General features: G+C 66.2%; 18 protein-coding genes. 13 read left to right on the forward strand and 5 right to left on the reverse strand.

All coding sequences use genetic code 11. From position 1 onward, the window contains the following. The first annotated feature begins 1 nt into the window (after position 1). Positions 2-1,783, forward strand: coding sequence for a SulP family inorganic anion transporter (locus B5J99_RS00680; RefSeq protein ID WP_117351125.1), 1,782 nt, complete (start codon positions 2-4; stop codon positions 1,781-1,783). A gap of 71 nt (positions 1,784-1,854) precedes the next feature. On the opposite strand, the gene B5J99_RS00685 is transcribed toward B5J99_RS00680, so the two are convergent. Further along, the gene (locus tag B5J99_RS00685) at positions 1,855-2,130 is read right to left on the reverse strand and encodes a hypothetical protein (RefSeq protein ID WP_069050578.1); all 276 of its coding nucleotides are present in this window, start codon (positions 2,128-2,130) and stop codon (positions 1,855-1,857) included. 264 nt (positions 2,131-2,394) lie between these two features. Here B5J99_RS00685 and B5J99_RS00690 point away from each other — a divergent pair, with 264 nt between their 5' ends. The 6 genes from B5J99_RS00690 to B5J99_RS00715 all read left to right on the forward strand — a co-directional run bounded on the left by B5J99_RS00690 (position 2,395) and on the right by B5J99_RS00715 (position 11,472). Further along, entirely contained in the window at positions 2,395-3,897 is a 1,503-nt protein-coding gene (locus B5J99_RS00690; protein ID WP_054134200.1) for a lipopolysaccharide biosynthesis protein, read from the forward strand. A gap of 139 nt (positions 3,898-4,036) precedes the next feature. Beyond that, the gene (locus B5J99_RS00695) at positions 4,037-6,160 is read left to right on the forward strand and encodes a TonB-dependent siderophore receptor (protein WP_245991697.1); all 2,124 of its coding nucleotides are present in this window, start codon (positions 4,037-4,039) and stop codon (positions 6,158-6,160) included. Positions 6,161-6,166: 6 nt separating this feature from the next. After that, complete coding sequence (locus B5J99_RS00700; RefSeq protein WP_425456475.1) at positions 6,167-6,892, forward strand: ABC transporter ATP-binding protein; 726 nt, start codon at positions 6,167-6,169, stop codon at positions 6,890-6,892. Further along, positions 6,889-8,337 carry a DUF3526 domain-containing protein gene (locus B5J99_RS00705; protein ID WP_117351127.1) on the forward strand — a complete coding sequence of 483 codons (1,449 nt, stop codon included), beginning with the start codon at positions 6,889-6,891 and terminating at the stop codon, positions 8,335-8,337. Before B5J99_RS00700 ends, B5J99_RS00705 begins: the two co-directional genes overlap by 4 nt. Further along, positions 8,334-9,602 (forward strand): DUF3526 domain-containing protein, encoded by a 1,269-nt coding sequence (locus B5J99_RS00710; protein WP_117351128.1) that lies wholly within the window; start codon positions 8,334-8,336, stop codon positions 9,600-9,602. Before B5J99_RS00705 ends, B5J99_RS00710 begins: the two co-directional genes overlap by 4 nt. Next, a complete protein-coding gene (locus B5J99_RS00715; RefSeq protein WP_245991698.1) occupies positions 9,553-11,472 on the forward strand; it encodes a TonB-dependent siderophore receptor in 1,920 nt (639 codons plus the stop codon). Before B5J99_RS00710 ends, B5J99_RS00715 begins: the two co-directional genes overlap by 50 nt. Before the next feature lie 50 nt (positions 11,473-11,522). Here the strand turns inward: B5J99_RS00715 and B5J99_RS00720 are convergent, their stop codons facing one another. From B5J99_RS00720 to B5J99_RS00735, 4 genes are all read right to left on the reverse strand, one after another. Further along, the gene (locus B5J99_RS00720; protein ID WP_117351130.1) at positions 11,523-13,655 is read right to left on the reverse strand and encodes a S46 family peptidase; all 2,133 of its coding nucleotides are present in this window, start codon (positions 13,653-13,655) and stop codon (positions 11,523-11,525) included. A 98-nt stretch (positions 13,656-13,753) separates the two neighbouring features. Further along, complete coding sequence (locus B5J99_RS00725) at positions 13,754-15,754, reverse strand: TonB-dependent receptor domain-containing protein (protein ID WP_162892392.1); 2,001 nt, start codon at positions 15,752-15,754, stop codon at positions 13,754-13,756. Positions 15,755-15,764: 10 nt separating this feature from the next. Beyond that, on the reverse strand, positions 15,765-16,331 hold the full coding sequence (locus tag B5J99_RS00730; protein ID WP_117351132.1) for a DUF1826 domain-containing protein: 567 nt from the start codon (positions 16,329-16,331) through the stop codon (positions 15,765-15,767). Positions 16,332-16,334: 3 nt separating this feature from the next. Further along, positions 16,335-17,576, reverse strand: coding sequence for a GTP-binding protein (locus B5J99_RS00735; RefSeq protein WP_117351133.1), 1,242 nt, complete (start codon positions 17,574-17,576; stop codon positions 16,335-16,337). A gap of 78 nt (positions 17,577-17,654) precedes the next feature. Between B5J99_RS00735 and B5J99_RS00740 the strand changes: the two genes are divergently transcribed. The 6 genes from B5J99_RS00740 to chrA all read left to right on the forward strand — a co-directional run bounded on the left by B5J99_RS00740 (position 17,655) and on the right by chrA (position 22,510). Beyond that, positions 17,655-18,071 (forward strand): MerC domain-containing protein, encoded by a 417-nt coding sequence (locus tag B5J99_RS00740; RefSeq protein ID WP_162892393.1) that lies wholly within the window; start codon positions 17,655-17,657, stop codon positions 18,069-18,071. A gap of 106 nt (positions 18,072-18,177) precedes the next feature. Beyond that, complete coding sequence (locus tag B5J99_RS00745; protein ID WP_117351135.1) at positions 18,178-18,540, forward strand: hypothetical protein; 363 nt, start codon at positions 18,178-18,180, stop codon at positions 18,538-18,540. Between the two features lie 16 nt (positions 18,541-18,556). Beyond that, positions 18,557-19,213 (forward strand): ABC transporter ATP-binding protein, encoded by a 657-nt coding sequence (locus tag B5J99_RS00750; RefSeq protein WP_117351136.1) that lies wholly within the window; start codon positions 18,557-18,559, stop codon positions 19,211-19,213. Then, positions 19,210-20,493 (forward strand): ABC transporter permease, encoded by a 1,284-nt coding sequence (locus tag B5J99_RS00755; protein ID WP_117351137.1) that lies wholly within the window; start codon positions 19,210-19,212, stop codon positions 20,491-20,493. The genes B5J99_RS00750 and B5J99_RS00755 overlap by 4 nt, the downstream gene beginning before the upstream one ends. Positions 20,494-20,504: 11 nt before the next feature. After that, positions 20,505-21,005, forward strand: a complete 501-nt coding sequence (locus B5J99_RS00760; protein ID WP_117351138.1) for a DUF3299 domain-containing protein — start codon at positions 20,505-20,507, stop codon at positions 21,003-21,005. 176 nt (positions 21,006-21,181) lie between these two features. Then, a complete protein-coding gene (gene chrA, locus B5J99_RS00765) occupies positions 21,182-22,510 on the forward strand; it encodes a chromate efflux transporter (protein WP_117351139.1) in 1,329 nt (442 codons plus the stop codon). Positions 22,511-22,515 lie beyond the last annotated feature (5 nt).

The following is a 22,515-nucleotide window of genomic DNA, read 5'->3' on the forward strand; positions in this document are numbered from 1 at the left end:
GATGCGCCCGGCCTCCTCCTTTGCCCGCTACCTGCCGGTACTCGACTGGGGCCGGGGCTATAACCGGACGATCCTGACCAACGATCTGGTTGCCGCCGCGATCGTCACCATCATGCTGATCCCGCAGAGCCTCGCTTACGCGATGCTCGCAGGCCTTCCGCCCGAGATCGGCCTGTATGCCTCGATTCTGCCGATCGTTGCCTATGCGCTGTTCGGCACCAGCCGAGCGCTGGCGGTGGGACCCGTGGCGGTGATCTCGCTGATGACGCTGACCGCTGCGAGCAGCATCGCGCCGCCGGGAAGCGCTGAGTTCATCGCGGCGGCCCTGGTGCTCGCCTTCCTATCGGGCGCGATGCTGATCGTCATGGGCGTTCTGCGGCTGGGGTTCCTGGCCAATCTGCTGTCGCACCCGGTGGTCTCCGGCTTCATCACAGCCTCGGGACTGATCATCGCGACCAGCCAGCTGAAATCGATCCTCGGCGTCAAAGCCAGCGGCGAGGCGATGCCCGAGCTGGTCAGCACTTTGATCGCCAACCTTGCGAACACCAACCTGCCCACGGTGATCATCGGGGTTGTCTCCACGGCGTTCCTGTTCTGGGTGCGCAAGGGGTTGAAGCCGCTGCTCGTCAAGCTGGGACTGAAATCCCGCACCGCGGACCTGTCCGCCAAGGCGGGACCGATCGCTGCGGTTGCGGTGTCGACGCTCGCGGTGGTGCTTCTCGATCTCGAAGCGCAGGGCGTCAAGGTCGTCGGCCAGATCCCGCAGAGCCTGCCGCCGTTCACCGTGCCGCTGTTCGATGCCGAACTTTGGCAGCGCCTCGCAATTCCCGCGCTGCTGCTCAGTGTCATCGGCTTTGTCGAAAGCGTCTCGGTCGCGCAGACACTGGCCGCCAAGAAGCGCCAGCGGATCAATCCCGACCAGGAACTGATAGGGCTGGGCGCGGCCAATGTCGCCGCCGCATTCACCGGTGGCTATCCGGTCACCGGCGGGTTCGCGCGCTCTGTGGTGAACTTCGATGCAGGTGCCGAGACCCCTGCAGCAGGCGCGTTCACCGCGATCGGCATTGCCATCGCCGCGCTGTTCCTGACCCCGTTCCTCGCCTCACTGCCGATCGCGACATTGGCCGCGACGATCATCGTTGCGGTGCTCAGCCTCGTCGACTTCAAGACGCCGCAGCATATCTGGCATTATTCCAAGCCCGATTTCGCCGCGATGGCCGCCACGGTGCTGGTGACGTTGCTGGCGGGCGTCGAGCCCGGCGTGATTGCGGGCGTGGGCCTCTCGCTGGCGCTGTTCCTGTGGCGGGCATCGCGCCCGCATGCCGCCATCGTCGGGCGGGTGCCGGAGACCGAGCACTTCCGCAACGTCAGGCGGCACCAGGTGCTCACCGATCCGCGCATCCTCACGATCCGCATCGACGAAAGCCTGACCTATCTCAACGCGCGCTGGCTCGAGGAATTCGTGCTCGAACAGGTGGCCGAACACCCGAAACTGCGGCACCTCATCCTGATGTGCTCTGCGGTCAATGCGATCGATGCATCGGCACTGGAAAGCATCGAGGCAATCAATCATCGTCTCGCCGACGCCGGGGTCAAGTTGCACCTGTCGGAGGTCAAGGGCCCGGTTATGGACGCTCTCGAGCGATCGCATCTGCTGCGCGACCTCACCGGCACGGTATGGCTGTCGCAGAACAAGGCGTTCGCCGCGCTGCTGGTGCTGGCTGACGACGAAGACGCACCTGCAACCAGCCACGACCCCTGGGCGGCCAGAGGGCTGATCTGACCCTTGGCGCATGAAAAACGGCGACAAACCTTTCGGTTTGCCGCCGTTCGTCGACCTTCGAAGGGGAAGGTTTACTGGTTGGGGGTTTCACCCGGAACTTCGCTCGGGGCGATTTCGCCATTGTCGTCGATCTGGTTGGCGCGTTCTTCGCCAGCATCTTCAACGGCATCGGCCTGCGCATCGAGAGCGTCTTCCTGCGCTTCGGTCGGGGCCTGGTCGGCCATGTCTTCGATCGTATCAGCTTCGGCTTCTGCCTGATCTTCGACCTGGTCGGCCTGTTCGCTCTGGCAAGCTGCCAGGCTGATGAGACCGATGCTGGCGATGCCGGTAAGAATCTGTTTACGCATAATTTGCTCCACTACCCTGTTTCATGCACGACGCATGACGGGATTTACGACCATCGTTGCAGATGGTTGCACGGGATGGCATTTTTTCTGTCCATCGTTTGCGCGCACCCCACCGCTGGGCGCAGTCAGCGCAAAGCTAGCCAAAGCGGATCAAAGCTGCTTTAGAGCATGACCAGGTTTGGGGTTGGAAACGCCACTTTGACATCAGTACCGCCGCCTCACGAGCCATCGCTTCCGGATTCCGTGTCCGGGACGGGACAGGCTGTGTCCGGTGCCGAACAGGGCGAACGCGCAGCCAAGGCCGATGGCGACATCGCCGCGCTGGCCAAGGGCGGGCGCACCAATTTCCTCGGCTTTCTGCTGCGGCTCGCCGCCCGCCTGCCGTTCCTGTTCATCGCCGGGCGGCTGTACGGCGCAGAATCGCTGGGCCGGTTTGCCTATGCCATTCTGGTGGTCGAATTCGCAGCCCAGCTGGCCACCCTCGGCCTCAAGCGCGGGCTCGCAGCGCAACTGGCGCGCACATCGCGGCCGCATGCGCAGGTGGTAGCAGACGGGCTGCTGGTCAGCTTCATCGCCTCGGCTGCTGCAGTGATCCTGCTGATGCTGTTTCCCGAACTGATGTTCCCCAACAGCACCGCAGGCGAGATCGACCGGCTGCTGCCGCTGATCATCTTTGCCGTGGCCGGATCCGACATCGCGCTGGCGGCGCTGGCCTATCGCTTCGACATTGCCTCTGCGGTGCGCGCGCGCTCGGTGATCGAGCCGTGGACGATCAGCATCACCGCGTGGATCTTCTTCTACTGGACGCCGCAGGACGGCCTGATCCTGTCATATATCGCATCGATGGCCGCGGCGTTCGTCGCCTCGATCTGGCCGATGCTGCGCAGCTATGGCCTGCCCTGGGGCTGGCGCCCCCAACCGATGAAGCTGGCCCGGATGGCGCGGCGCAATTCACCGCTGGCCGCCGCGGACGCCATCGAGTGGGGCAGCCGGCGGCTTGACCTTGCCGTGCTCGGGCTGTTCGCTTCGCCCGCAGTGGTGGGCATCTATTATATCGCACAACAGGTCGCCAGCCTGCCGCAGAAGCTCAAGACCAGCTTCGACCCGATCCTGGGCCCGGTGATCACGCGCAACCTGCAGGAAGGCAAGTTGACCGAGATCGCGCGGCAGGTCAGCCAGGTGGGGTTCTGGATCATCGCCGCGCAGACCGGCGTTGCGCTGGCGCTGGGGATTCCGGGAGAAGGCGTGATGGGGCTGGTCGGACCCAATTTCGTCGGCGGCACCGGGGCGCTGGCGTTTCTGCTGGCGGCAGAGGTCGTCGCCGCCACCGCAGCGGTGAGCGAAGCCGCATTGATCTACATCGCTCGGCACCGCAACCTGATGATCTCGCTGGCCATGCTGGCGCTGCAGGCGGTGCTCAGCGTCGCGCTGATCCTGACCGCGCAGGCAATGGGCCTACCCCCCCTGTTTCAGGCGGCAAGCGTCGCGCTAGCGCTCGCGCTGGCACTGGGCTTTGCCTCGATCGTCAAGGCGCGGCTGCTCTCCAAGCTTTTGGGCGCGCCGGTCAATGGCTGGCGCTGGGCTCTGGTATGGGCGGCGGCGGTCGCATCGCTGGTCGGCTGGGGCTTTACCAAGCTGCCCGAATGGGCCGAGCTTGCGATCGGCATCCCCGCCATTCTCGGCGTCTATGGCTGGATCATCTGGCGGCGCGGCTTCGGCCCGGAAGACCGCGAGCTGTTCCGCACCCGCAAGGCAAACACCCCCTGAAAGCCTCGCGGGGCATCGCATTGCGTCTGCCATAGACGTGCATCGGGCGAATTTTGCTTGCACGTGTTATGATATTTTGTATCACGCGAGCCTCGGAGGCGATCAGTGGGGGCCGCTTCTGCAAGCAGGATCGCACATCATGGCCAATCGCGTCATATCTTTCATGTCTGCCATCGCGGCAGGCACAGCAGCCATCACGACCCCGGCCCTGGCCGAGGACGATGCCGGATCAATCGTGGTCACTGGCCAGCGCCAGGCCTATCGCGGCGACTTCGCTTTGCGCGAAACGCCGCAGGCGATCACCCAGATCGACGCCGAGATCATCGACCAGAACGCGATTTTGCGGCTGGCGGATGTGCTCGACCTGTCGGCCTCGGTGGCACGGCAGAACAATTTCGGCGGGTTGTGGGATTCTTATGCGGTGCGCGGCTTTGCGGGCGACGAGAACCTGCCCTCCGGCTATCTGGTCAACGGCTTCAACGGCGGACGCGGCTTTGGCGGCACCCGCGATGCGGCGGGAATCGAACGGGTCGAGGTGCTCAAGGGCCCCAACGCGGCACTGTTCGGTCGTGGCGAACCCGGCGGCACAGTCAACATCGTCACCAAAGTCGCCGATTTCGAGACCCGCGGCCAGATCACCGCGCTGGCGGGCAGCTTCGACCGCCGCCGAGCGGACAGCGACGTCAACATCGCGATCGGCGATGTCGCCGCGATCCGGCTGATCGGGTATTACGAAAATGCCGGAAGTTTCCGCGATACCGTGCGCAGCGAGCGCCTCGGCTTCCTGCCCTCGGTGCTGTTCAGGCTCGGCGAACGCACCACCCTGACCTATGACCTCGAGCTGTCGCGGCAGGAGGCCGATTTCGATCGCGGCGTGCCCGCCATTCGCGGCGTGCTGGGGCTAGTTCCGCGCTCGCGTTTTCTGGGCGAGCCGGGCGATGGGCCGGTCGACGCCGATGCGACCGGCCATCAGGTCCAGCTCCGCCACGAATTCTCGGATGACTGGAGTGTCATGCTGGGCGGCCAGTATCGAGACACCCGGCTGGAGGGCTTTTCCACCGAGGCCGAGCTGGTTGCCAGCCGCCAGCGACTGGGCCGCGATGGTCGATCCTTGTCACGACAGCGCCGGTCGCGCCTGTATGAAGCCGAACATTTCGTACTGCGCGGCGAAGTGGCCGGCAAATTCGACACCGGCAGCCTGTCGCACCGGGTGCTGATCGGCGTGGATTATGACGAGTTCGACAATTCGCAGCTGTTCCTGCGTTTCCGCCCTGCCGTAATCGGTGCGACCACCACGGCGCAGGCCAGCAACGACATCGATATCTTCAACCCTGTTTACGGACGGTTCCCGCTGCCCAACCCCGGGCCGCAAACCAACCGGCTGGACCAGCAGCGCGCGGTCGGCGCCTATGTCCAAGACCAGATCACGCTGACGGATACGCTGCAGGTCCGCATTGGCGGACGCTTCGACGACATCACGGTGGAGACATTGAACCGCGCCAACAATGTCGCCGCCAGCCGCAGCTACAACCGGTTCAGTCCGCAGGCCGGCATCGTCTTCACCCCATCGGATGCGGTGTCGCTCTACGCCGCTTATGGCGAGGGCTTCCGCGCCAATCTGGGCGCGACGGCGGCGGGCACATTGTTCGATCCGGAGACCTCCAAATCGGCCGAGATCGGCGCGAAATTCGGGCTGCTGGACGGCGCGCTGGAAGGCACGGTGTCGCTGTTCACCCTGTCCAAGTCCAACGTGCTGGCCGCAGACCCCGCCAATCCCGGCTTCTCGCTGCCAATCGGCAAGGCGCGCAGCCGCGGGCTTGAGGTGGACATTGCGGGCAAGCTTCCCGGTGATATCGATCTGTGGCTGTCTTATGCCTATGTCGATGCCGAGGCGCGCGCCAACGTCACCGATCTCAACTTCGGCCTGGCGATCCGCTCGGGCGACCGGCTGATCAACATTCCCCGCCACAGCGCCAACATTCAACTGTCGCGTGGGTTCGACATCGGCACCACCCGCCTGAACGTTGGCGGCGGCGTGCAATATGTCGGCAAAAGGCTCGGCGAGACCGCCACCACCTTCGAGCTGCCCGATTATGTGCTGACGCGGGTGTTTGCGAGCTGGAAGCCGCAGGAAAACCTCGAGGTGATTGCCAATGTCACCAACCTGTTCGATACCACTTACTACACCAACAGCTTTGCCCAATTGTGGGTGCAGCCGGGAAGCCCGCGCGCCGCATCGGTTGCGGTGCGCGTGTCTTTTTGAGAAGGGATTAAGGTGACCGATTGCACCCTGGCCATCGCCGATCTGGTTGTTGAACGCGGGGACCGGCGCATCGTCGACGGTCTTTGCCTGTCGCTGGCGCCGGGGGAAATCTATGCGCTGCTAGGTGGCAATGGCGCGGGCAAATCGACCACGCTGTTTGCGATCCTGGGCTTTCTGCCGTTCTCGTCGGGAACGCTCACCGTTTGCGGGCAGGACCCGCGCACCAGCCCGGATGCAGTGCGCGCATCGGTTGCCTATCTCCCCGAAAACGTCGCGCTGTACGATCAGCTGACCGCGCGCGAGAATGTCGAGTATTTCCTGAAAGTTGCCGATTGCGCCAGGCCACGCGCGGATATCGAGCAGGCGTTTCAGAGCGTGAGCCTCGCCGCCACCGCCTGGGACCAGCGCGCCGGGCGCTTCTCGAAAGGGATGCGTCAGAAGACCGCAATCGCGCTCGCTTTGCTGCGCAACACGCCGCTGCTGCTGCTCGATGAACCGACATCGGGGCTGGACCCGGCAGCCGCAGCGGATTTCCACGCGCTGCTCGAAGCGCTGTCGGCGCGCGGGGTCTCGATCCTGATGGTCACGCACGACCTGCTGGGCGCGGCCGATACCGCCGACCGCATCGGCCTGATCGCGGGCGGACGGATCGCCAATGAATGGCGCGCGCAAGAGACCGGTCCGCGCTTCGATCTCAACACGCTGCACGACGGCTTTGCGGGCGTGAAATGAACCGCAGCCTGATCATTGCCGCAGCCGAGCTGCGCCTTATGCTGCGGTCGCGGCTGGCGCTGGTCGGGGTCGTAACCTTGCTGCTGCTGTCCGCAATCGCGGCGGTTACCTCTGCGGTGCAGATGACCGAGGCCGCACGGGCGCGCGCGCAGGCGCAGACCGAAACCGATGCGCAGTTCGAGGCGCAGCCCGACCGCCACCCGCACCGCATGGTGCATTATGGCACCTATGCGCTGCGCCCCGTCGGGCCGCTCGCCGCGTTCGATCCGGGCGTGGATTCCTTCACCGGTACGGTGGTGTTTCTCGAAGGCCACCGGCAGAACAGCGCGACCTTCGGCGCGGCGCGTGAATCATCCGATCTGCTGCGCTTCGGCCAGCTGACCCCGGCGTTCGTGCTGCAGACACTGGCGCCGCTGCTGCTGATCTTCCTGGGTTTTGCGACCGTCGCGCGCGAGCGCGAGCGCGGCAGCCTGCGCGCACTGGCGGCGCATGGCGCAAGCGCAGGCAGCATCGTCGGCGGCAAGGCGCTTGCGCTGGGTCTGGTCGCATTGCTCGCGCTGACACCCGCGCTGGTGGCCTTGGGCTGGGCGGCGCTGCGCCAGCCGCATGAAGCCGCCGTCGCGCTGGTGATCGCGCTCGCTTATGCCGGGTATCTCGCCGCCTGGGTTCTGGGCATCGTGGCGCTGTCGGCGATTGCGCGAACATCACAGGGCGCGTTGATCGCGCTGATCGCCGCCTGGGCGCTGATCGTGGTGCTGGTGCCGCGCGCCGCGGCAGGTTGGGCAGGCGTTGCCGATCCGCTGCCCAGCCGGGTCGACACCGAACTTGCGATTGCCGCGGACCTGCGCCGCATCGGCGACAGCCACAACCCCAACGATCCGCATTTCGCCGCGTTCAAGGCGAACCTGCTCAAGCAATATGGCGTCACCCGCACCGAGGACCTGCCGTTCAACTATCGCGGGCGCCTGGCTCAGGAGGGCGAGCGGATCACCTCGCAATTGTTCAAGGACTATGCCGCGCGCGCCGATGCCATCCGCGCGCGCCAGTCCGGCTGGCTGGCCTGGGCAGGCGTATTGAGCCCCGCGCTGTCGGTGCGCAACGCGTCGATGGTCGGCGCCGCCACTGATCTGACGACCCACACGGCGTTCATGAATGCGGCGGAAGCCTATCGCTTCGATCTGGTGCAGAGGCTCAACGGCCTTCAGGCCACCGCGGTGTCCGGTGCCGATGACAACGCGCGCAGCAAGGACCCGCTGGCCGACCGGCGCACGCGCATTTCCGCAGACTTCTGGAAGACCATGCCCCGGTTTGATTTCGCCGCGCCCTCGGCATCGGCTCGCATGGCAGCGATGCTGCCCTCGCTGGCGCTGCTAGCGCTGTGGATCGTGCTGGCGCTGGGCGGGCTGGCGCTGGCTGCGCGGCGGATGGGAAGGCTCGGCGCATGAGCAGCGTGATCCGCGAAATCTGGCTGCTGGGCCGCAACCGCGCTGCGCTTGCCGCTTTGGTGCTGCTGGCGGTGTTCGCCGCCGCAGGCGTCGCCATCGGGCTTGCCAATGTCGCACGCGATCAGGCGATGATCGAGCGGATGCTTGCAGGCCAGCCCGCCGAAGAACAAGCGGTGGCCAGCTTCGTGAAGGATGCCGGCTATGGCGCCTATTACGGGTTCCAGCCCGTCTGGGATCCGCCCTCGGACCTCGCCTTCGCCGCGCTGGGCAACCGCGACATCGCGCCAGCCATCCTGCGGGTGCGCTCGCTCTCGCTCGAAGCGCAGCTCTATGAAAACGAAAGCGCCAATCCCGAGCTGTCGCTGGCCGGTCGGTTCGACCTTGTGTTCATCACCATCTACATCGCGCCATTGGTGCTCATCGCGCTGTTGCATGACCTCTGGTCGGGCGAGCGCGAGGCGGGGCGGCTGTTCATGCTGTCCGCTCTCCCCAGGGCGCGTCGGCGGCTTTGGTCTGTGCGGATTGCGGTACGGATCGCAGGCGTGCTCGCCGCGCTGTTGATCCCGTTTGCAGTGGGGGCCGTGCTGGCAGGAACCGCCCTGCCCCGCGCGCTGGCCTTCGGCGGGCTGATCATGCTGGCGTGCCTGTTCTGGTCGGTGGTCATTCTGCTGGTGGCGCGGCGCGGCGCAAGCTCGGTGGTCAACGCAGCGACCCTCGCGTCGATCTGGTTCGCGCTGACACTCGTCGTTCCCGCTGCCGCCAATCTGGTGATCAACGCCGCCGTACCGGTGCCCGATGGTGCGGCGCTGGCGCGCGAGAATCGCGAATTCGTCCACGGCGCGTGGGATCGCCCACGCGAGCAGACGATGGACGCGTTCCTGGCGCTCTATCCGCAGCATGCAGCCGGAAGCGCGTTGCCGCCCACCTTCCACTACAAATGGTATTTCGCCTTTCAGCACTTGGGCGATGTGCATGTTGCCAAGCAATCGCAGGCCTATCGCGACGGCATCGCGGGCCGCGCAGCCTATGCCCGGGCTGCGGGCTGGGTGCTGCCACCAGCGGGTATCGCGCAGGCCATGACTGCGCTAGCGGGGACGGATGTCACCGCCCAGCTTGCATTTCAACAGCGCATCCGCGCCTATCATACGCGACTGCGCGAGTATTATTATGACTATCTCTTCAGCGAACGCCCCTTCGACGTCCAGATCCTTGCGGATGTTCCGCGCTTCGATCCTGCTGACGGCAGCGGCACTGGGGCTGACTGACCCCGCGCTTGCTCAGCGGGTGACCGATAATGCCGCGGGCGGCGCCGAGGATGCCTTCGGCACCAGCATCGGCAACGAACGCGTCGGACTCTACAGCGGCAACGACGTGCGCGGCTTTTCACCGGTCACCGCCAACAACATCCGGCTGGAGGGGCTGTATTTCGACCGTCCGGCCTCGTTCACCGACCGGTTGGTGCAGAGCAACGTCGTTCGCGTCGGGCTGACCGCGCAGAATTATCTGTTCCCCGCCCCCACCGGCATCGTCGATTACAAGATCCGCCCCGCGGGCAACGACTTCGTGCTCAGCACCATGTTCGGCCTCAACAGCTGGGGCGGCGGGCGGCTCGAGCTCGACGCGCAAATTCCTGTGATCGAGGACAAGCTCAGCCTGGTGGCAGGCGTGGCCGGCTTCGTCGACGAGCTCGCGCCGGGCAACCAGTCGTTCTTCGGTTCCTACGCACTGGCCGCCCGCTGGAAACCCGTCGCGGGTGTCGAGGTGGTCCCCTTCTGGAGCCGGATCGACCTGTACAACCGCGAGGCCGCGCCGCTCTACACCCCCGAAGGCGCGTTCCTGCCGCCGCGCGTCGAGCGCCGCCGCTTCCCCGGCCCCGAATGGGCGGACCAGCGCAACACCGTGCAGCATTACGGCGCGCTGACCAAGGCACGGCTCAGCGACAAGTGGCAGCTTGCTGCCGGGCTGTTCCGCTCGACATCGGACAGCAGCACCAATTTCGCGCAGAACTTCATCGCGATGCGCCCCGACGGCACAGCGATCCGCCGCGTGACAAGCGACCCGCCCTTGTCGCTCGCGGGGACCAGCGGCGAACTGCGACTCAGCCGAACCTTTGCCGATGGTCCGCGCCGCCACACCGTGCATCTCGCGGTGCGCGGGCGCGAGCGGGTCAGCCGCTATGGCGGCGGCGGGCGGATCGATTTCGAACGCGCGCCGGTGGATGAGGTGCTCGATATCCCCGCACCCGATTTCACCTTCGTGCCGCAAACCGGCGAGACGGTGCGCCAGGGGATCGCGGGCGTCGCTTATGACGGCCGCTGGGCTGGCGTCGGAGGTCTCAGCCTCGGATTGCAGCACACCTGGTATGCCAAGCGGGTCGATCGCCCCGGCGCCCCGCTCGCGCGCACCGACGATCAGGCATGGCTGCCCAATATCACCGCCTCGCTCGAGCTCAGCGACAGGCTGGCGGTCTATGGCAGCTACACCAAGGGGCTCGAGGAAAGCGGCATCGCACCCGACAGCGCCGCCAATCGCACCGAAGCGCTGCCTGCGATCCTGACATCGCAGATCGATGGCGGGCTGCGCTGGAAGGCGCCCTGGGGGATGAGCCTGATCGCCGGGCTGTTCGATGTGCGCAAACCCTATTTCGCCGCAGATGAGGCCAATGTGTTTCGCGAGCTGGGCGATGTCCGCCATCGCGGGATCGAGCTCTCCGCCGCCGGGCCGCTCGCCAAGGGGCTGACCGTAGTCGCGGGCGCAGTGCTGATGCAACCGCGCGTCACCGGCGATGGGGTCAGGTTGGGCCGCGTCGGGCGGCGTCCGCTGGGCCAGCCCTCGCAGCTGCTGACGCTGGCGACGCAATATGCGCTCCCCGGCGTGGACGGCGTGCAGCTGACGTTCAACGTCACCCATCGCGGCACCCGCGCCGCCGACACGCGCAATCTCGTAACCTTGCCGGCGCGCGCCATTCTGGATGCAGGGGTGCGCTGGCGGTTCGATCTGGCCGACAACCCCGCGCTGCTGAGGGTGCAATTGCAGAACCTCACCAACGCCTATGATCTCGCTCTGGTCGGCAGCGGCAGCTATCAGGTCAATTCGCCGCGCCAGCTGACGATGTTCCTCACCGTCGATTTCTGACGCGGGAACGCAAGCGGGCGGAGCGACTAAGCCCCGCCCGCCTGGAGCGCTTACTTTGCCACGCCCATTTCACTCAGCAGCCGCTGCGCGCCATCGACCTTTTCCATGGTCCACAGCATGAAGCGGCTGTCGACGTGGATGGTACGGTTGATTGCGGCATCGTACGACCAGTCGGACACCACGCCATCGAGCGTGCCATCGAACGCCAGTCCGACGAACTCGCCGCGCGCATTGAGCGTCGCCGAGCCCGAATTGCCGTTGGTGATATCCACGGTCGACAGATAGTTGACCGGCAGCGTGCCCAATTTGGCGTCGGTATAGGAACCGAAGTCGCGCGCCTTGAGCTTGTCGATCGCAGCCTTGGGGGCATCGAACTCGCCGCGCCCGGTCTGCTTGGCGACCAGTCCTTCCGCGGTGGTGAACGGCGTCCAGATCAGGCCGTCGCGCTGCTTGCCGGTGACCTTGCCATAAGTGAAGCGCAGCGATCCGTTGGCATCAGGGTACAAAGTGCGGCCCTGTGATTTGGCGAAGGCGAGCTGCCCAGCCATCACCTGCGAGCGGGCTGCCTGCAGCCGCCCTGCCCGCTCCTTGGCCTTGTCCTCATCCGCCTTGGCGCCCGGATAGGCAGCCACCGCGAGCTGGATGAACGGATCGGCCGAGGCCTCGAACGCGGATGCGGGCTTGTCCATCCAGCCAATGCGCTGCGCGGTGTCGCCCAGCTGGGTGTCGGCGTACATCCGATCCATACCGATCGCGGCGATCTTGGTTTCGAGCGGCGCATTGCGCTTGTCCGCCGCCACCTTGGCATATTCGCCCAAAGCCTGCTCGAACAGCACTCGGTCGACGCCTGCATCGAAGCGGCGCTCGATCTGGGTCAGGCGTTCGCGGATCGAAAGACGATCGCGATCCTGGAAGCCGGGCTCACGCTGCGCATCGGGCTTTTCGCGCTCCTTCGCCCAGCGATACAGCGTTCCTGCCGCCGACAGCAGCTGCGCGCGGCCCAATGTCGAGAGCCGCAGGCTGTCCACCCTCGCCTGGTTCGATTCGGCGACCAGCGCGTCGAGATCGGCGAGCGCCTTGCCATACTGGCGGGTGCGCGCAGGGTCCGCCGCCACCCAGGCGCGGAAATCCGCATCCGCGCGGTCCTTGCGGCCCAGCAGGTCGATGGCATCGGCCCCGGCGATCTCGCCAAGCAGCTTCTTCTTGTAGTTGTCCGATCCCTTGAGGATCGATGCGTATTTGATCTCGGCATCCTTGTTGCCCGCCACCGCCTGGATAATCGCATCCGAATAATCGGCGCGCAGCTGCTGGTCGATGGCATAGACCTGCTCGAAATTGTGGCGAACCTCGGCGGCGGTCCAGTGGCGCTGGGTGACACCGGGGAAGCCCGCGACCATCACGAAATCGCCTTCCTCCAGCGGCTTGTCGGCAATTTTCAACCACGACTTGGGCTTGTAGGGCACGTTGTCCTTGGAATACGGCGCCGACGAACCATCGGGCGCGACATAGGCGCGGTAGAAGCCGAAATCGCCGGTGTGGCGCGGCCACTGCCAGTTGTCGGTCTCACCGCCGAAATTGCCGATGCCGCCAGCGGGTGCATAGACCAGCCGGACATCCTTGATCTCGAGCTGCTGCTGCAGGAAATAGGTCTGCCCGCCGAAATAGGGGCGAACGTCGCAGCGGCGGTTGGCCTGCTTTTCGCAATCGGAGATCAGGCTCTTGCGGTTGCTTTCCAGCCGGTTGTAGCGGTCGAGGCCAGACAGCTTGCTGGTGACACCCTTGGTCATCGCCGCGGTGACGTCGCGCAGGTCCTCGATCACATAGATGCGCGATCCCGGCGCGGCCTGAACCTCGTCGGCGTTGGTCTGGGCCAGGAATCCATCGGTCAGATAATCCTGGCCGGGCTTGGAGTTGTACTGGATCGACCCATAGACGCAGTGGTGGTTGGTCGCGACCAAGCCCTCTGGGCTCACGAACGAGGCCGAGCAGCCGCCCAGCGAGACGATGGCATTGAGCGGCGCGGTCTTGAGGTCGCCCAGATCGGCGGGCGATAGCTCGAGCCCGGCCTCTTTCAGCTTGTCGCCGAGCGCAGGGGTCTGGCCAGGAAGCCACATGCCCTCTTCGGCAAATGCAGGCGCGGAAAGCAGCAGCGCGGTGGTGGCAAGCAACAGGGTATGACGCATTAAGGAACCTCCGGATGATCGCAAAAGCGATGGATGGTCGCCCAGATAGACCGGGCAAATCGGCTGGGCAAGCGCGGTGGAATGGAAGGACGCCAGGGTCACAGATCGACCGTCAGATAGGCGCTGACCAGCCTTCCGTCGAAGATGTCGTAAGCGCCCGGGCCGCGCAAATCGAACCCGCGGACATCGAAGACATTGCTCATCGAGACGCGGAAGGTCGCAGGCGTCCCATCCAGATCAAAGGCATAGCGTCCGCCCAGCGACACCAGCGTGCGCGCCTCGATAAACACGGCATTGTCGATCGTCGCAGGCAGCCTGCCGGAATGGCTGATGCCGGTGTCGACCGAAACCCCGGGGAGGAACGGCAGGCGCCAGTCCAGATTGATGTCGATCCGCTCGCGCGGTGTTCCCACCGGGCGCCGGCCCAGCCGCCCCAGCCGCACGCCATCGCCGGTCACCCTGGGATCCAGCAGCACGCCGCCCAGCGCGATGCTGAGGTTGCCGGTGACCTTGCCTGAGAGCGAGAGCTCTATGCCGCGGTTGCGCACATCGCCCAGCGCGCGGAAGACATTGTCGACATCCAGATCGAAATAGGGCTTGCGCAGATCGAACACGCCGGCAACCAGCCGGACATCGGGGCTGATCTGGTAGCGCAGCCCTGCCTCGGACTGGCGGGTGATGATCGCAGGCAGCGCCTCGTTGCGGTTGAGCGCAAAGGCAGGCGCGACCCCGCTTTCCTCAAGCCCGCGCGTGTGGCTGCCATAGATCGCCAGATCGTCGATCGCGGTGATCGCGACGCCCAGATTGTACAGCAGCGGGGTTGAGCGCGTGCTCACCGTGCCGAACACCGGCTGGTCGACGCGCTTGCGATAGTCGCTGTAGCTCAAGCCCAGCGTCAGTTCGCCCACCGATTGCCACTGGCCCTGATAGGCGACGCCCGCAAACCATTGCCGCACGCTGTCATTCGCCTGCGGCCCGAAGGCGAAACCGGGCCGGGGCGGATTGAGCACCTCGCCGATGCGGACCGGCCCCAGATCGATCCGCGCGGCGCCATCGAACACCTGCCCCCGGTCGCGCCCGCGCAGGCTGACGGTGATGCGATGCGTGCGCTCGGCCTCGGCAAAGACCTTGCTCAGCCTGACCTCGCCGCTGGTCGATGCAAGCTTGGTCGGCGGATCGGCAAGGATCAGCTGCGCGCCCTCGCCCTGCGGCGTCAGGTCGAAGATCAGGTTGGTGAAGGCGCGCGCGTCATCGAACAGCGACCGGAACAGACCGCCGCGCAGCTCCCAGTCGTCGCCCAGATCGGCGCGTCCGAAGGCACCGTAGTTAATCGCAACGCCGCGGTAGCGCGCCCAGTCCGGCCCGAAATAGCGGCGGCGCGGCACGCGCGGCGGGCGGAAGTCGCCGGCGGGGATGTAGATCGGCCCCGCCTCGTCGCCATACAGGTCCGACCGCGCCCAGAAGGGGATGATCTCGATCCGGTCGCTCGGCGTGATCCTGACCGAGACTGCCTCGATATGCTGGAAGCTGTCGGTGGCGTTGTAGAAGGCGTTGCGATAGACGCCCGCGCCGACCCCCAGCGCGAGCTTGTCCTGGATCAGCGGCAGGCTGACATCGACCTCAGCGCCTGCGGCACCAAAGCTGTTGATATCGACCAGCGCGGCGAGCGATGCGCTGTCGCCGGGCTTGCGAAAGCTGTAATCGACGATGCCGGTCGGCGCTGGAAAATCGAACCCGAAGGCGCTGAGCCCCACCCGGATCGTGGTCGAGCGGCGGATGCGGCTGGTCAGCCCCCAGACCTGATCGAAATACAGCCCCTCGATGCGGATGTTGCCCGCCCGTGTGGGAGAAAAACCGCGCACCTCGGCCGCGCTGTAGATCCCGATGGTCTCTCGCCCGACACTGACCCCGAACCCGTCCGATGCGGCGCGCACTGCATTCTCGCTCGCGCGGCCCTGTTCGCCCAGTGCATTAGCCTGTTCGGCGGAGGGGCGATCGTCAGCGGGCTGCTGGTCATCGATGACGGGAGGGTCGGTGTCGTGCGCCAGCGCGGACGCGGGCATCGCGACGCTCGCCGCCAGCCAGGCCGCCCATCGCATGCGCGCGCCGTTAGCCATTTGGATGCCGGTCGGGCGTATCGATCACCAGCACCAGCCGCTTGTCCCCGCTGCCCTCGATCGGCGGCGAGCGATGCAGGCAGGCGCGATGGCCCGGGCCAAATTCCTGCCCCTTGAACAGTGCGACCGCGCCTGTCGCAATGCGCTGAAGCGGAGCGTCGGGATCATCGCGCAGCGTATAGTCGGTGCCCGGCCCCGCCAGCGTGCAGATCAGCCTGAGATCGGTATAGTCGGCGTGCACCTTGCGACAGGCATTGCCGGTCACCCCCTCCAGCCGCACCCGCACCGTCTCGCACCGCATCAGCGCGGCAAAGCGGGTGGCGAGATCGGTGATCGCAGCAGTGAGCGCTGGAGGCATCGGCGGCAGCGCCTGTGCCACCGTGTCGGGCGGACCAGCGGCGCGATGGCCGAAGGGGGCAAGATCGAGCAGCGGCGCGATCTCGTCCCACCGCAGCAGCACGGCCTCGGGGTCGATGACGATCCGGGTGTCCGGATCGAAGATGTCCTGCCAGCTTGTGATGGCAGGCGGATGGTTCAGAGTTGCAGATGCACTGGTCATGGCTCAGGCGCTCTCCAGGACACGGGCCTGTTCGCCCCAGGCCGGAAACGGATCGGCGAGGCGCTGCCAGGCATCGGGGGTATAGCCCTCGGCGTCGACCAGACAGGCATCGAGTCCGGCGCGAAGCCGCGCCTCGTCCATATTGATGCCGATGAACACCAGTTCCTGCCGCCGGTCGCCCCAGACCGCATCCCAGTTGTGCGCGACGAAATCCTCGAACTGGTTGTCGTGCGGCCACTGGTTCTTGGGCACCGATGCCCACCAGCGGCCCAGCCGCGACGTCATCGTCTGCGATCCCGCCACCGCGAGTTCGCCGACCCATTCGGTGCGCGTCGCCAGCCAGAAGAAACCCTTGGCGCGGACAACACCTTCCAGCCCGTCTCCGGTCAGAAAGGCATAAAAGCGATCGGGCGCGAACGGACGGCGCGCACGATAGACGAAGCTCTCGATGCCGTATTCCTCGGTCTCGGGCCGATGGGTTGCATAGCCGTACAGCTCCTTGGCCCATAAGGGATGCTCTGCGGCACGGTCGTCGTCGAACAGCCCGGTGCCGAGTATCTGCGCAAGATCAACTTTCGAGCGGCTGGCGGGGATGATCCGCGCATCGGCGTTGAGCGAGGCGCACAATTTGGTGACGGTCGCCAGATGCTCTGCGGGAACGTCCTCGGCCTTGTTGACGATGATGACATCGGCAAACTCGATCTGCTCAACCAGCAGCGCGACCAGGCTGCGCGTATCGTCCTCGCCGAGGGATTCGCCGCGATCAGCCAGGAATTCGTGGCTGGCATAATCGTTGAGCAGGTTCACCGCATCGACCACGGTCACCATGGTGTCGAGCTTGGCGACATCGCCGAGGCTCTCGCCTGCCTCGTCGCGGAAGCTGAACGTCGCCGCGACCGGCAGCGGCTCGGAGATGCCGGTGCTTTCGATCACCAGATAATCGAACCTGCCCGCCTCGGCGAGGCTCCGCACCTCCTTGAGCAGATCGTCGCGCAGCGTGCAGCAGATGCAGCCATTGGTCATCTCGACAAGCTCCTCGCTCGCCCGGCTGAGCGCCGCCTCGCCGCCGCGCACCAGAGCGGCGTCGATGTTCACCTCCGACATGTCGTTGACGATCACCGCGACGCGCAGGCCCTCGACATTGGCCAGGATGTAGTTGAGCAGCGTGGTCTTGCCCGCGCCGAGGAAGCCAGAAAGCACGGTGACGGGTAGCTTGCGGTCCAGGGCGGATATCGGCGTGGGCATGGGGAACCTTTCTGGTGTTGCTATGTAACGTTATATCATTATAGGCTCGTGCGCAGTTCGACAAGTGGAGAAGTGGAGATGATCCCAAGCAGCCTTGCAGGCGCCGTTCGTGCGCCGAAATCGGCTGACTTTGCCGAGGGCGTGGCGATTTCCGCGTCGATCCTGTGCTTGATCCACTGCCTGGCGCTGCCGCTGCTGCTGGCAGGCTCGCCCTGGCTCAGCCATGCTCTGGCACTGCCCTTCGACATGCATCTGTGGATCGTGCTGATCGCAGGGCCGGTCAGCGCATGGCTGCTGCTGACCGCAGCGCGGCACCAGCGGATCGGGGTGTTCATCGCCGGACTTGCCGGGCTTGGCGCGCTGGTGCTGGCGCTGCTGCTGCCGGTACCAGAGCCGGTCGAAACCGCGATGAGCACGCTGGGAAGCCTGATGCTCGCCGGCGCGCATGTGGCAAACTGGCTGGCACGCCACGGTCCTGGCCAGCGTTGCGCCTGATGCACCGATAATCCGCCCGAAATCACCCGACCGCGGCCTGAAAGCTTTTGCGTTTCATCTTGGTTATGTTGTATCGTCGCACTCTGATCTGACGGAGGTGTCCCCGATGCGCAAATCCTATGTCCTGTTGCTCGCCGTGACGGCATTTGCCGGCACCGCCCCTGCGGCATCCGCCTGCGATCTGGAAGGCTTCGGCTTCACCCGGGTGAATCCCTTCGGGCTCAATGCATCCTGGGGCGTGCCACAGGATCACCAGCAGAGCCAACTACCTTCCACCCGGCAGGCCGCCAGCGCCCAGAATGCTCGCCAGAATGCGCCGGCGCGGACCGATCAGGCGAACAACGCCACCGACCCGGCAGCCGCATCGCAGCGTGCCGAGCGCGCCCCCCAGACCCCACCCGGCTTCGTTCCGGTTTCGGCTGAGGCGGCCGCAAGCCAGTCCCGGCGCTTCACGGCGACCAAGGATTGATCGCCCCGTCTCAGCCATGAGCCTTTTGCTTCAGCACGTCGCGTTCCATTATGCCGGACGCCCGATCCTCGACGATTTCAGCTTTGCCATGGAGCCCGGCGAACACAGCCTGCTGATTGGCGCATCGGGCAGCGGCAAGTCGACGCTGGTCAATCTGGTGTGCGGGCTGCTCACGCCCGACAGCGGCACCATCGCCATTGCGGGCGAGAGCATGACCGGGCTCGGCCCCGCCCGGCGCGACGATCTGCGCAGGCGCCGAATCGGGCTGGTCTTCCAGACGCTGCGGCTGGTCTCGGCGCTCGACCTCACCGGCAATATGCTGCTCGCTCAAAGACTTGTGGGGGGCACCGGCGGGCGCGACCGCGTGGCGATGCTGATCGAGCGGCTGGGACTTGGCCACCGCGCCCATGCCCTTCCCCGCCAGCTCAGCCAGGGCGAGGCACAGCGCGCTGCCATCGCCCGCGCGCTCATCGGCCAGCCGGACCTGATCATCGCCGACGAGCCGACATCGGCGCTCGATCATGCCAACATGGAAAAGGTGGTCACGCTGCTGCGCGAGTGCGCGCGCGAGGCGGGTTCAAGCCTGCTGATCGTGACGCATGACGACCGGCTGCGCGATCATGTCGCCTCGGTGCGCGAGATCGGCCCGATGGCCGAGCAGGCTGCAGCATGATCCGGCTGGCATGGGCCTATATGTGCGACCGCCCGCTGACGGTGGGGCTCAACGCGCTGCTGCTGGGCATTGCGGTTGCAACGCTGGTGCTGCTGCTGCAGTTCGCCACACAGGCCGGCGAGCGGTTCGAGCGCGATGCGCGCGGCATCGATCTGGTGGTCGGCGCAAAGGGGTCGCCGCTGCAGCTGGTGCTGTCGAGCGTCTATCATATCGACCAGCCGACCGGAAACATCCCGCTGGGCGAGCTGGCGCGGCTGCGCGCCGACCCCGGCGTGGGCAAGGCTGTTCCGCTGGCGCTGGGCGACAATTTCGAGGGTTTCCGGATTGTCGGGAGTGATTCAGGCCTGCTCGATCTCTACGGCGCGAGGATCGCGCAGGGCCGCGCTTTCGCGAGGCCGTCAGAGGTCGTGCTCGGCGCAGATGTCGCGCGGCGCACCGGCGCCGGGCTGGGGCAGAAATTCGTTGGCAGCCATGGCCTGGAGACCGACCCCGATGGCGAACAGGGCCATGACCATGCGCCGTTCGAAACCGTCGGGATCTTGGCCCCCACTGGCACCGCGCTCGACCGGCTGATCATCACCTCGGTTGAATCGGTGTGGGACGTGCACGGGATCGCGCATGACGAGCACGATGATGATCATGAGGGCGAAGCCGGGCATGACCACGCCGATCATGACGATCACGATCACGACTCCGAGCATCATGACGAAGCGCTGCAGGCAGAAGCCCCGCAGCCGGAGATCACCGCGATCCTGGTGCGCTATCGCAACGCGGCCGCCGCGATGCGCCTGCCCACCCAGATCAACCGCCAGACCGCATTGCAGGCCGCCGCGCCCGCGGCAGAGGCAGCGCGGCTGCTCGGGCTGTTCGGCTCGGTGATCGAGGGCGCCCGCTTGTTCGGCTGGCTGCTCGCGCTGTCGGCCGGGCTCAGCCTGTTCGTCGCGCTGTGGAGCGCGACCCGCGCGCGCGAGGGCGATCTGGCGCTGCTGCGGGTGATGGGAGCGACACCGGGGGCGGTGTTCGGCACGATCCTGGCGGAAGGGCTGCTGATCGCGGCGATCGGCGCAGTCGGAGGCATCGCGCTCGCGCACGCGGCGATGGCGGCAGCATCCAGCGCCTTCCCGACGATCAGCGAACTTGGCATTTCGGCGCTACGCTTCCTTCCCGGCGAGGCCGTGATCCTCGGCGCGGCGCTGACCATCGGGCTGGTCGCGGCAGCGATCCCCGCCATCCGCATCTTCCGGGTCGATCTGGCCGAAACCCTGGCAAAATACAGTTGAGGACACCTCCCATGCGCAAGCTCATCCCCGCCATTGCGGCGCTCGCCCTAATCGCCGTCCCGCAGACCGCCTCGCACGCTGCAATGCAGCAGGGCAAGAAGGCCCCGGTCGAGGATGTCTGGAAGCCCGCAGCAACCCCCAAGGGCGGCGTCTCCTGGGCGGTGCTGGAAGCCACCAAGGAACAGACCCGCACCGGCAAGGACGGCTATCTTTATTCCAAGCCGCTGTTCACCCCGGCGGTGAAGGCGCTGGCCGGCAAGCGCATCAAGGTGGCCGGCTGGATGAAGCCGCTCGAGACCGGCAGCCGCCAGAAGCACTTCGTCCTGCTCGCCTATCCCCCGGGCTGCCCCTTCCATTTCCACGCCATCCCCAACCAGTTCATCGAGGTCTATGCCGACATCCCGTTCCCGACCAACGAGACTAAGATGTTCGTGGTGACGGGCGTGCTCGAGCTGACCGGCCAGGACGAAAGCGGCATCTTCTATCGCCTCAAGGCCGCCAGCCCCGCCTGAACCGGGCGACGCTGCCCAGCCTGACGGCAACCGCCGGATATTGACGCGCGGCCGCAGCTGTGGAAGCAAGGACGCACCGGGACAGGTGCAACCTCCCGGTCAGGCGGTCCGCGCCCAAGCGTTGCCTCTGGCTTGCCTCTCGTGCGAGGGGTCGGCAATTGAGGGAGCCTGGCCCGGTGCCGACACAACCAAACAGAACCGCCGACTTTGCCGACCTGCTGCGCGTCTTCGCGCGCATCGGATGCCTGAGCTTCGGCGGGCCCGCCGCGCAGATCGCGCTGATGCACAGTGAAGTGGTCGACAGGCTCGGCTGGGTGCGCGAGCAGGAGTATCTGCACGCGCTGAACTTCTGCCATTTGCTGCCCGGCCCGGAAGCGCAGCAGCTGGCGACGTGGATCGGCTGGCGGCTGCACGGGCTCAAGGGCGGGCTGGCCGCCGGTCTGCTGTTCGTCCTGCCCGGCGCGCTGCTGATGCTCGCGCTTTCGACGCTCTATGCACTGGCGGCCAATCTTGACTGGTTTTCCGCAGCATTTCTCGGCGTCAAGGCCGCGGTGCTCGCGATCGTAGTCCAGGCGCTGATCCGCATCGCCGGGCGAGCCCTCGACACCTGCTTCAAGCAGGGCCTTGCGATCAGTGCCTTTCTGGCGCTGTTCCTGTTCGACCTGCCCTTTCCGGCGGTGGTGTTGGGCGCAGGCGCGCTCGGAATGATCGTGGCGGCGTGGCGTCCCGGCTGGCTGGCGCTCAAGCCCGTCTCTGGCGACGCCCCCGCGGCAGCACCCACATGGCGCGCGATGGGCCGCACGGCACTAGCGTGGGGCGCGATCTGGGCGCTGCCGCTCGCGGTGGTGCTGGCGACGCTGGGGAAGAGCCATGTGTTTTGGGATATCGGCCTGTTCTTTTCGCAGCTCGCGATCGTGACCTTTGGCGGCGCCTATGCGGTGCTGGCCTATATGGCGCAGGAGGCGGTGCAGACGTTCGGCTGGCTGCAACCCGGCGAGATGGCCGATGGCCTGGGCCTGGCCGAAACGACGCCGGGTCCGCTGATCCTCGTCACCCAGCATGTCGGGTTCCTCGCAGCCTTCCGCGCGCCCGAGCCGTTCTCGCCGATCACCGCGGGCATCCTGGGCGCGGCGCTCACCACCTGGGTGACCTTTGCGCCGTGCTTCCTGTGGATCTTCACTTTCGCGCCCTGGATCGACCGGCTGCAGCATGCCACGCGGTTCAAGGGTGGCCTTGCGGCACTGACCGCAGCGGTGGTCGGGGTGATCGCCAACCTCTCGATCTGGTTCGCACTGCACGTGCTGTTCGCACGCGTCACGCCCACCGCGATCGGCCCGCTGTACGTCCAGCTTCCCGAGCTTGCCAGCTTCGACGCCCGCGCCGGCCTGCTGTCGCTGGCGGCCGGCTTGATCCTGTTCCGGCTGCACTGGAGCATCCCGCGCACCCTCGCCGTTCTCGTATTGGCCGGGCTCGCAATGGCCTGGATCCCGCTGGGCAGCGCCTAGAACCT

The organism is Blastomonas fulva (genome assembly GCF_003431825.1).
Taxonomy (GTDB): Bacteria; Pseudomonadota; Alphaproteobacteria; order Sphingomonadales; family Sphingomonadaceae; genus Blastomonas; species Blastomonas fulva.

Excerpts from the sequence above, each read along its gene's own strand:
- B5J99_RS00680 (WP_117351125.1), top strand. The coding sequence starts at position 2 with ATGCGCCCGGCCTCCTCCTTTGCCCGCTACCTGCCGGTACTCGACTGG.
- B5J99_RS00685 (WP_069050578.1), bottom strand. The coding sequence starts at position 2,130 with ATGCGTAAACAGATTCTTACCGGCATCGCCAGCATCGGTCTCATCAGC.
- B5J99_RS00695 (WP_245991697.1), top strand. The coding sequence starts at position 4,037 with ATGGCCAATCGCGTCATATCTTTCATGTCTGCCATCGCGGCAGGCACA.
- B5J99_RS00705 (WP_117351127.1), top strand. The coding sequence starts at position 6,889 with ATGAACCGCAGCCTGATCATTGCCGCAGCCGAGCTGCGCCTTATGCTG.
- B5J99_RS00710 (WP_117351128.1), top strand. The coding sequence starts at position 8,334 with ATGAGCAGCGTGATCCGCGAAATCTGGCTGCTGGGCCGCAACCGCGCT.
- B5J99_RS00715 (WP_245991698.1), top strand. The coding sequence starts at position 9,553 with ATGTTCCGCGCTTCGATCCTGCTGACGGCAGCGGCACTGGGGCTGACT.
- B5J99_RS00720 (WP_117351130.1), bottom strand. The coding sequence starts at position 13,655 with ATGCGTCATACCCTGTTGCTTGCCACCACCGCGCTGCTGCTTTCCGCG.
- B5J99_RS00725 (WP_162892392.1), bottom strand. The coding sequence starts at position 15,754 with ATGCGATGGGCGGCCTGGCTGGCGGCGAGCGTCGCGATGCCCGCGTCC.
- B5J99_RS00730 (WP_117351132.1), bottom strand. The coding sequence starts at position 16,331 with ATGACCAGTGCATCTGCAACTCTGAACCATCCGCCTGCCATCACAAGC.
- B5J99_RS00735 (WP_117351133.1), bottom strand. The coding sequence starts at position 17,576 with ATGCCCACGCCGATATCCGCCCTGGACCGCAAGCTACCCGTCACCGTG.
- B5J99_RS00740 (WP_162892393.1), top strand. The coding sequence starts at position 17,655 with ATGATCCCAAGCAGCCTTGCAGGCGCCGTTCGTGCGCCGAAATCGGCT.
- B5J99_RS00745 (WP_117351135.1), top strand. The coding sequence starts at position 18,178 with ATGCGCAAATCCTATGTCCTGTTGCTCGCCGTGACGGCATTTGCCGGC.
- B5J99_RS00750 (WP_117351136.1), top strand. The coding sequence starts at position 18,557 with ATGAGCCTTTTGCTTCAGCACGTCGCGTTCCATTATGCCGGACGCCCG.
- B5J99_RS00755 (WP_117351137.1), top strand. The coding sequence starts at position 19,210 with ATGATCCGGCTGGCATGGGCCTATATGTGCGACCGCCCGCTGACGGTG.
- B5J99_RS00760 (WP_117351138.1), top strand. The coding sequence starts at position 20,505 with ATGCGCAAGCTCATCCCCGCCATTGCGGCGCTCGCCCTAATCGCCGTC.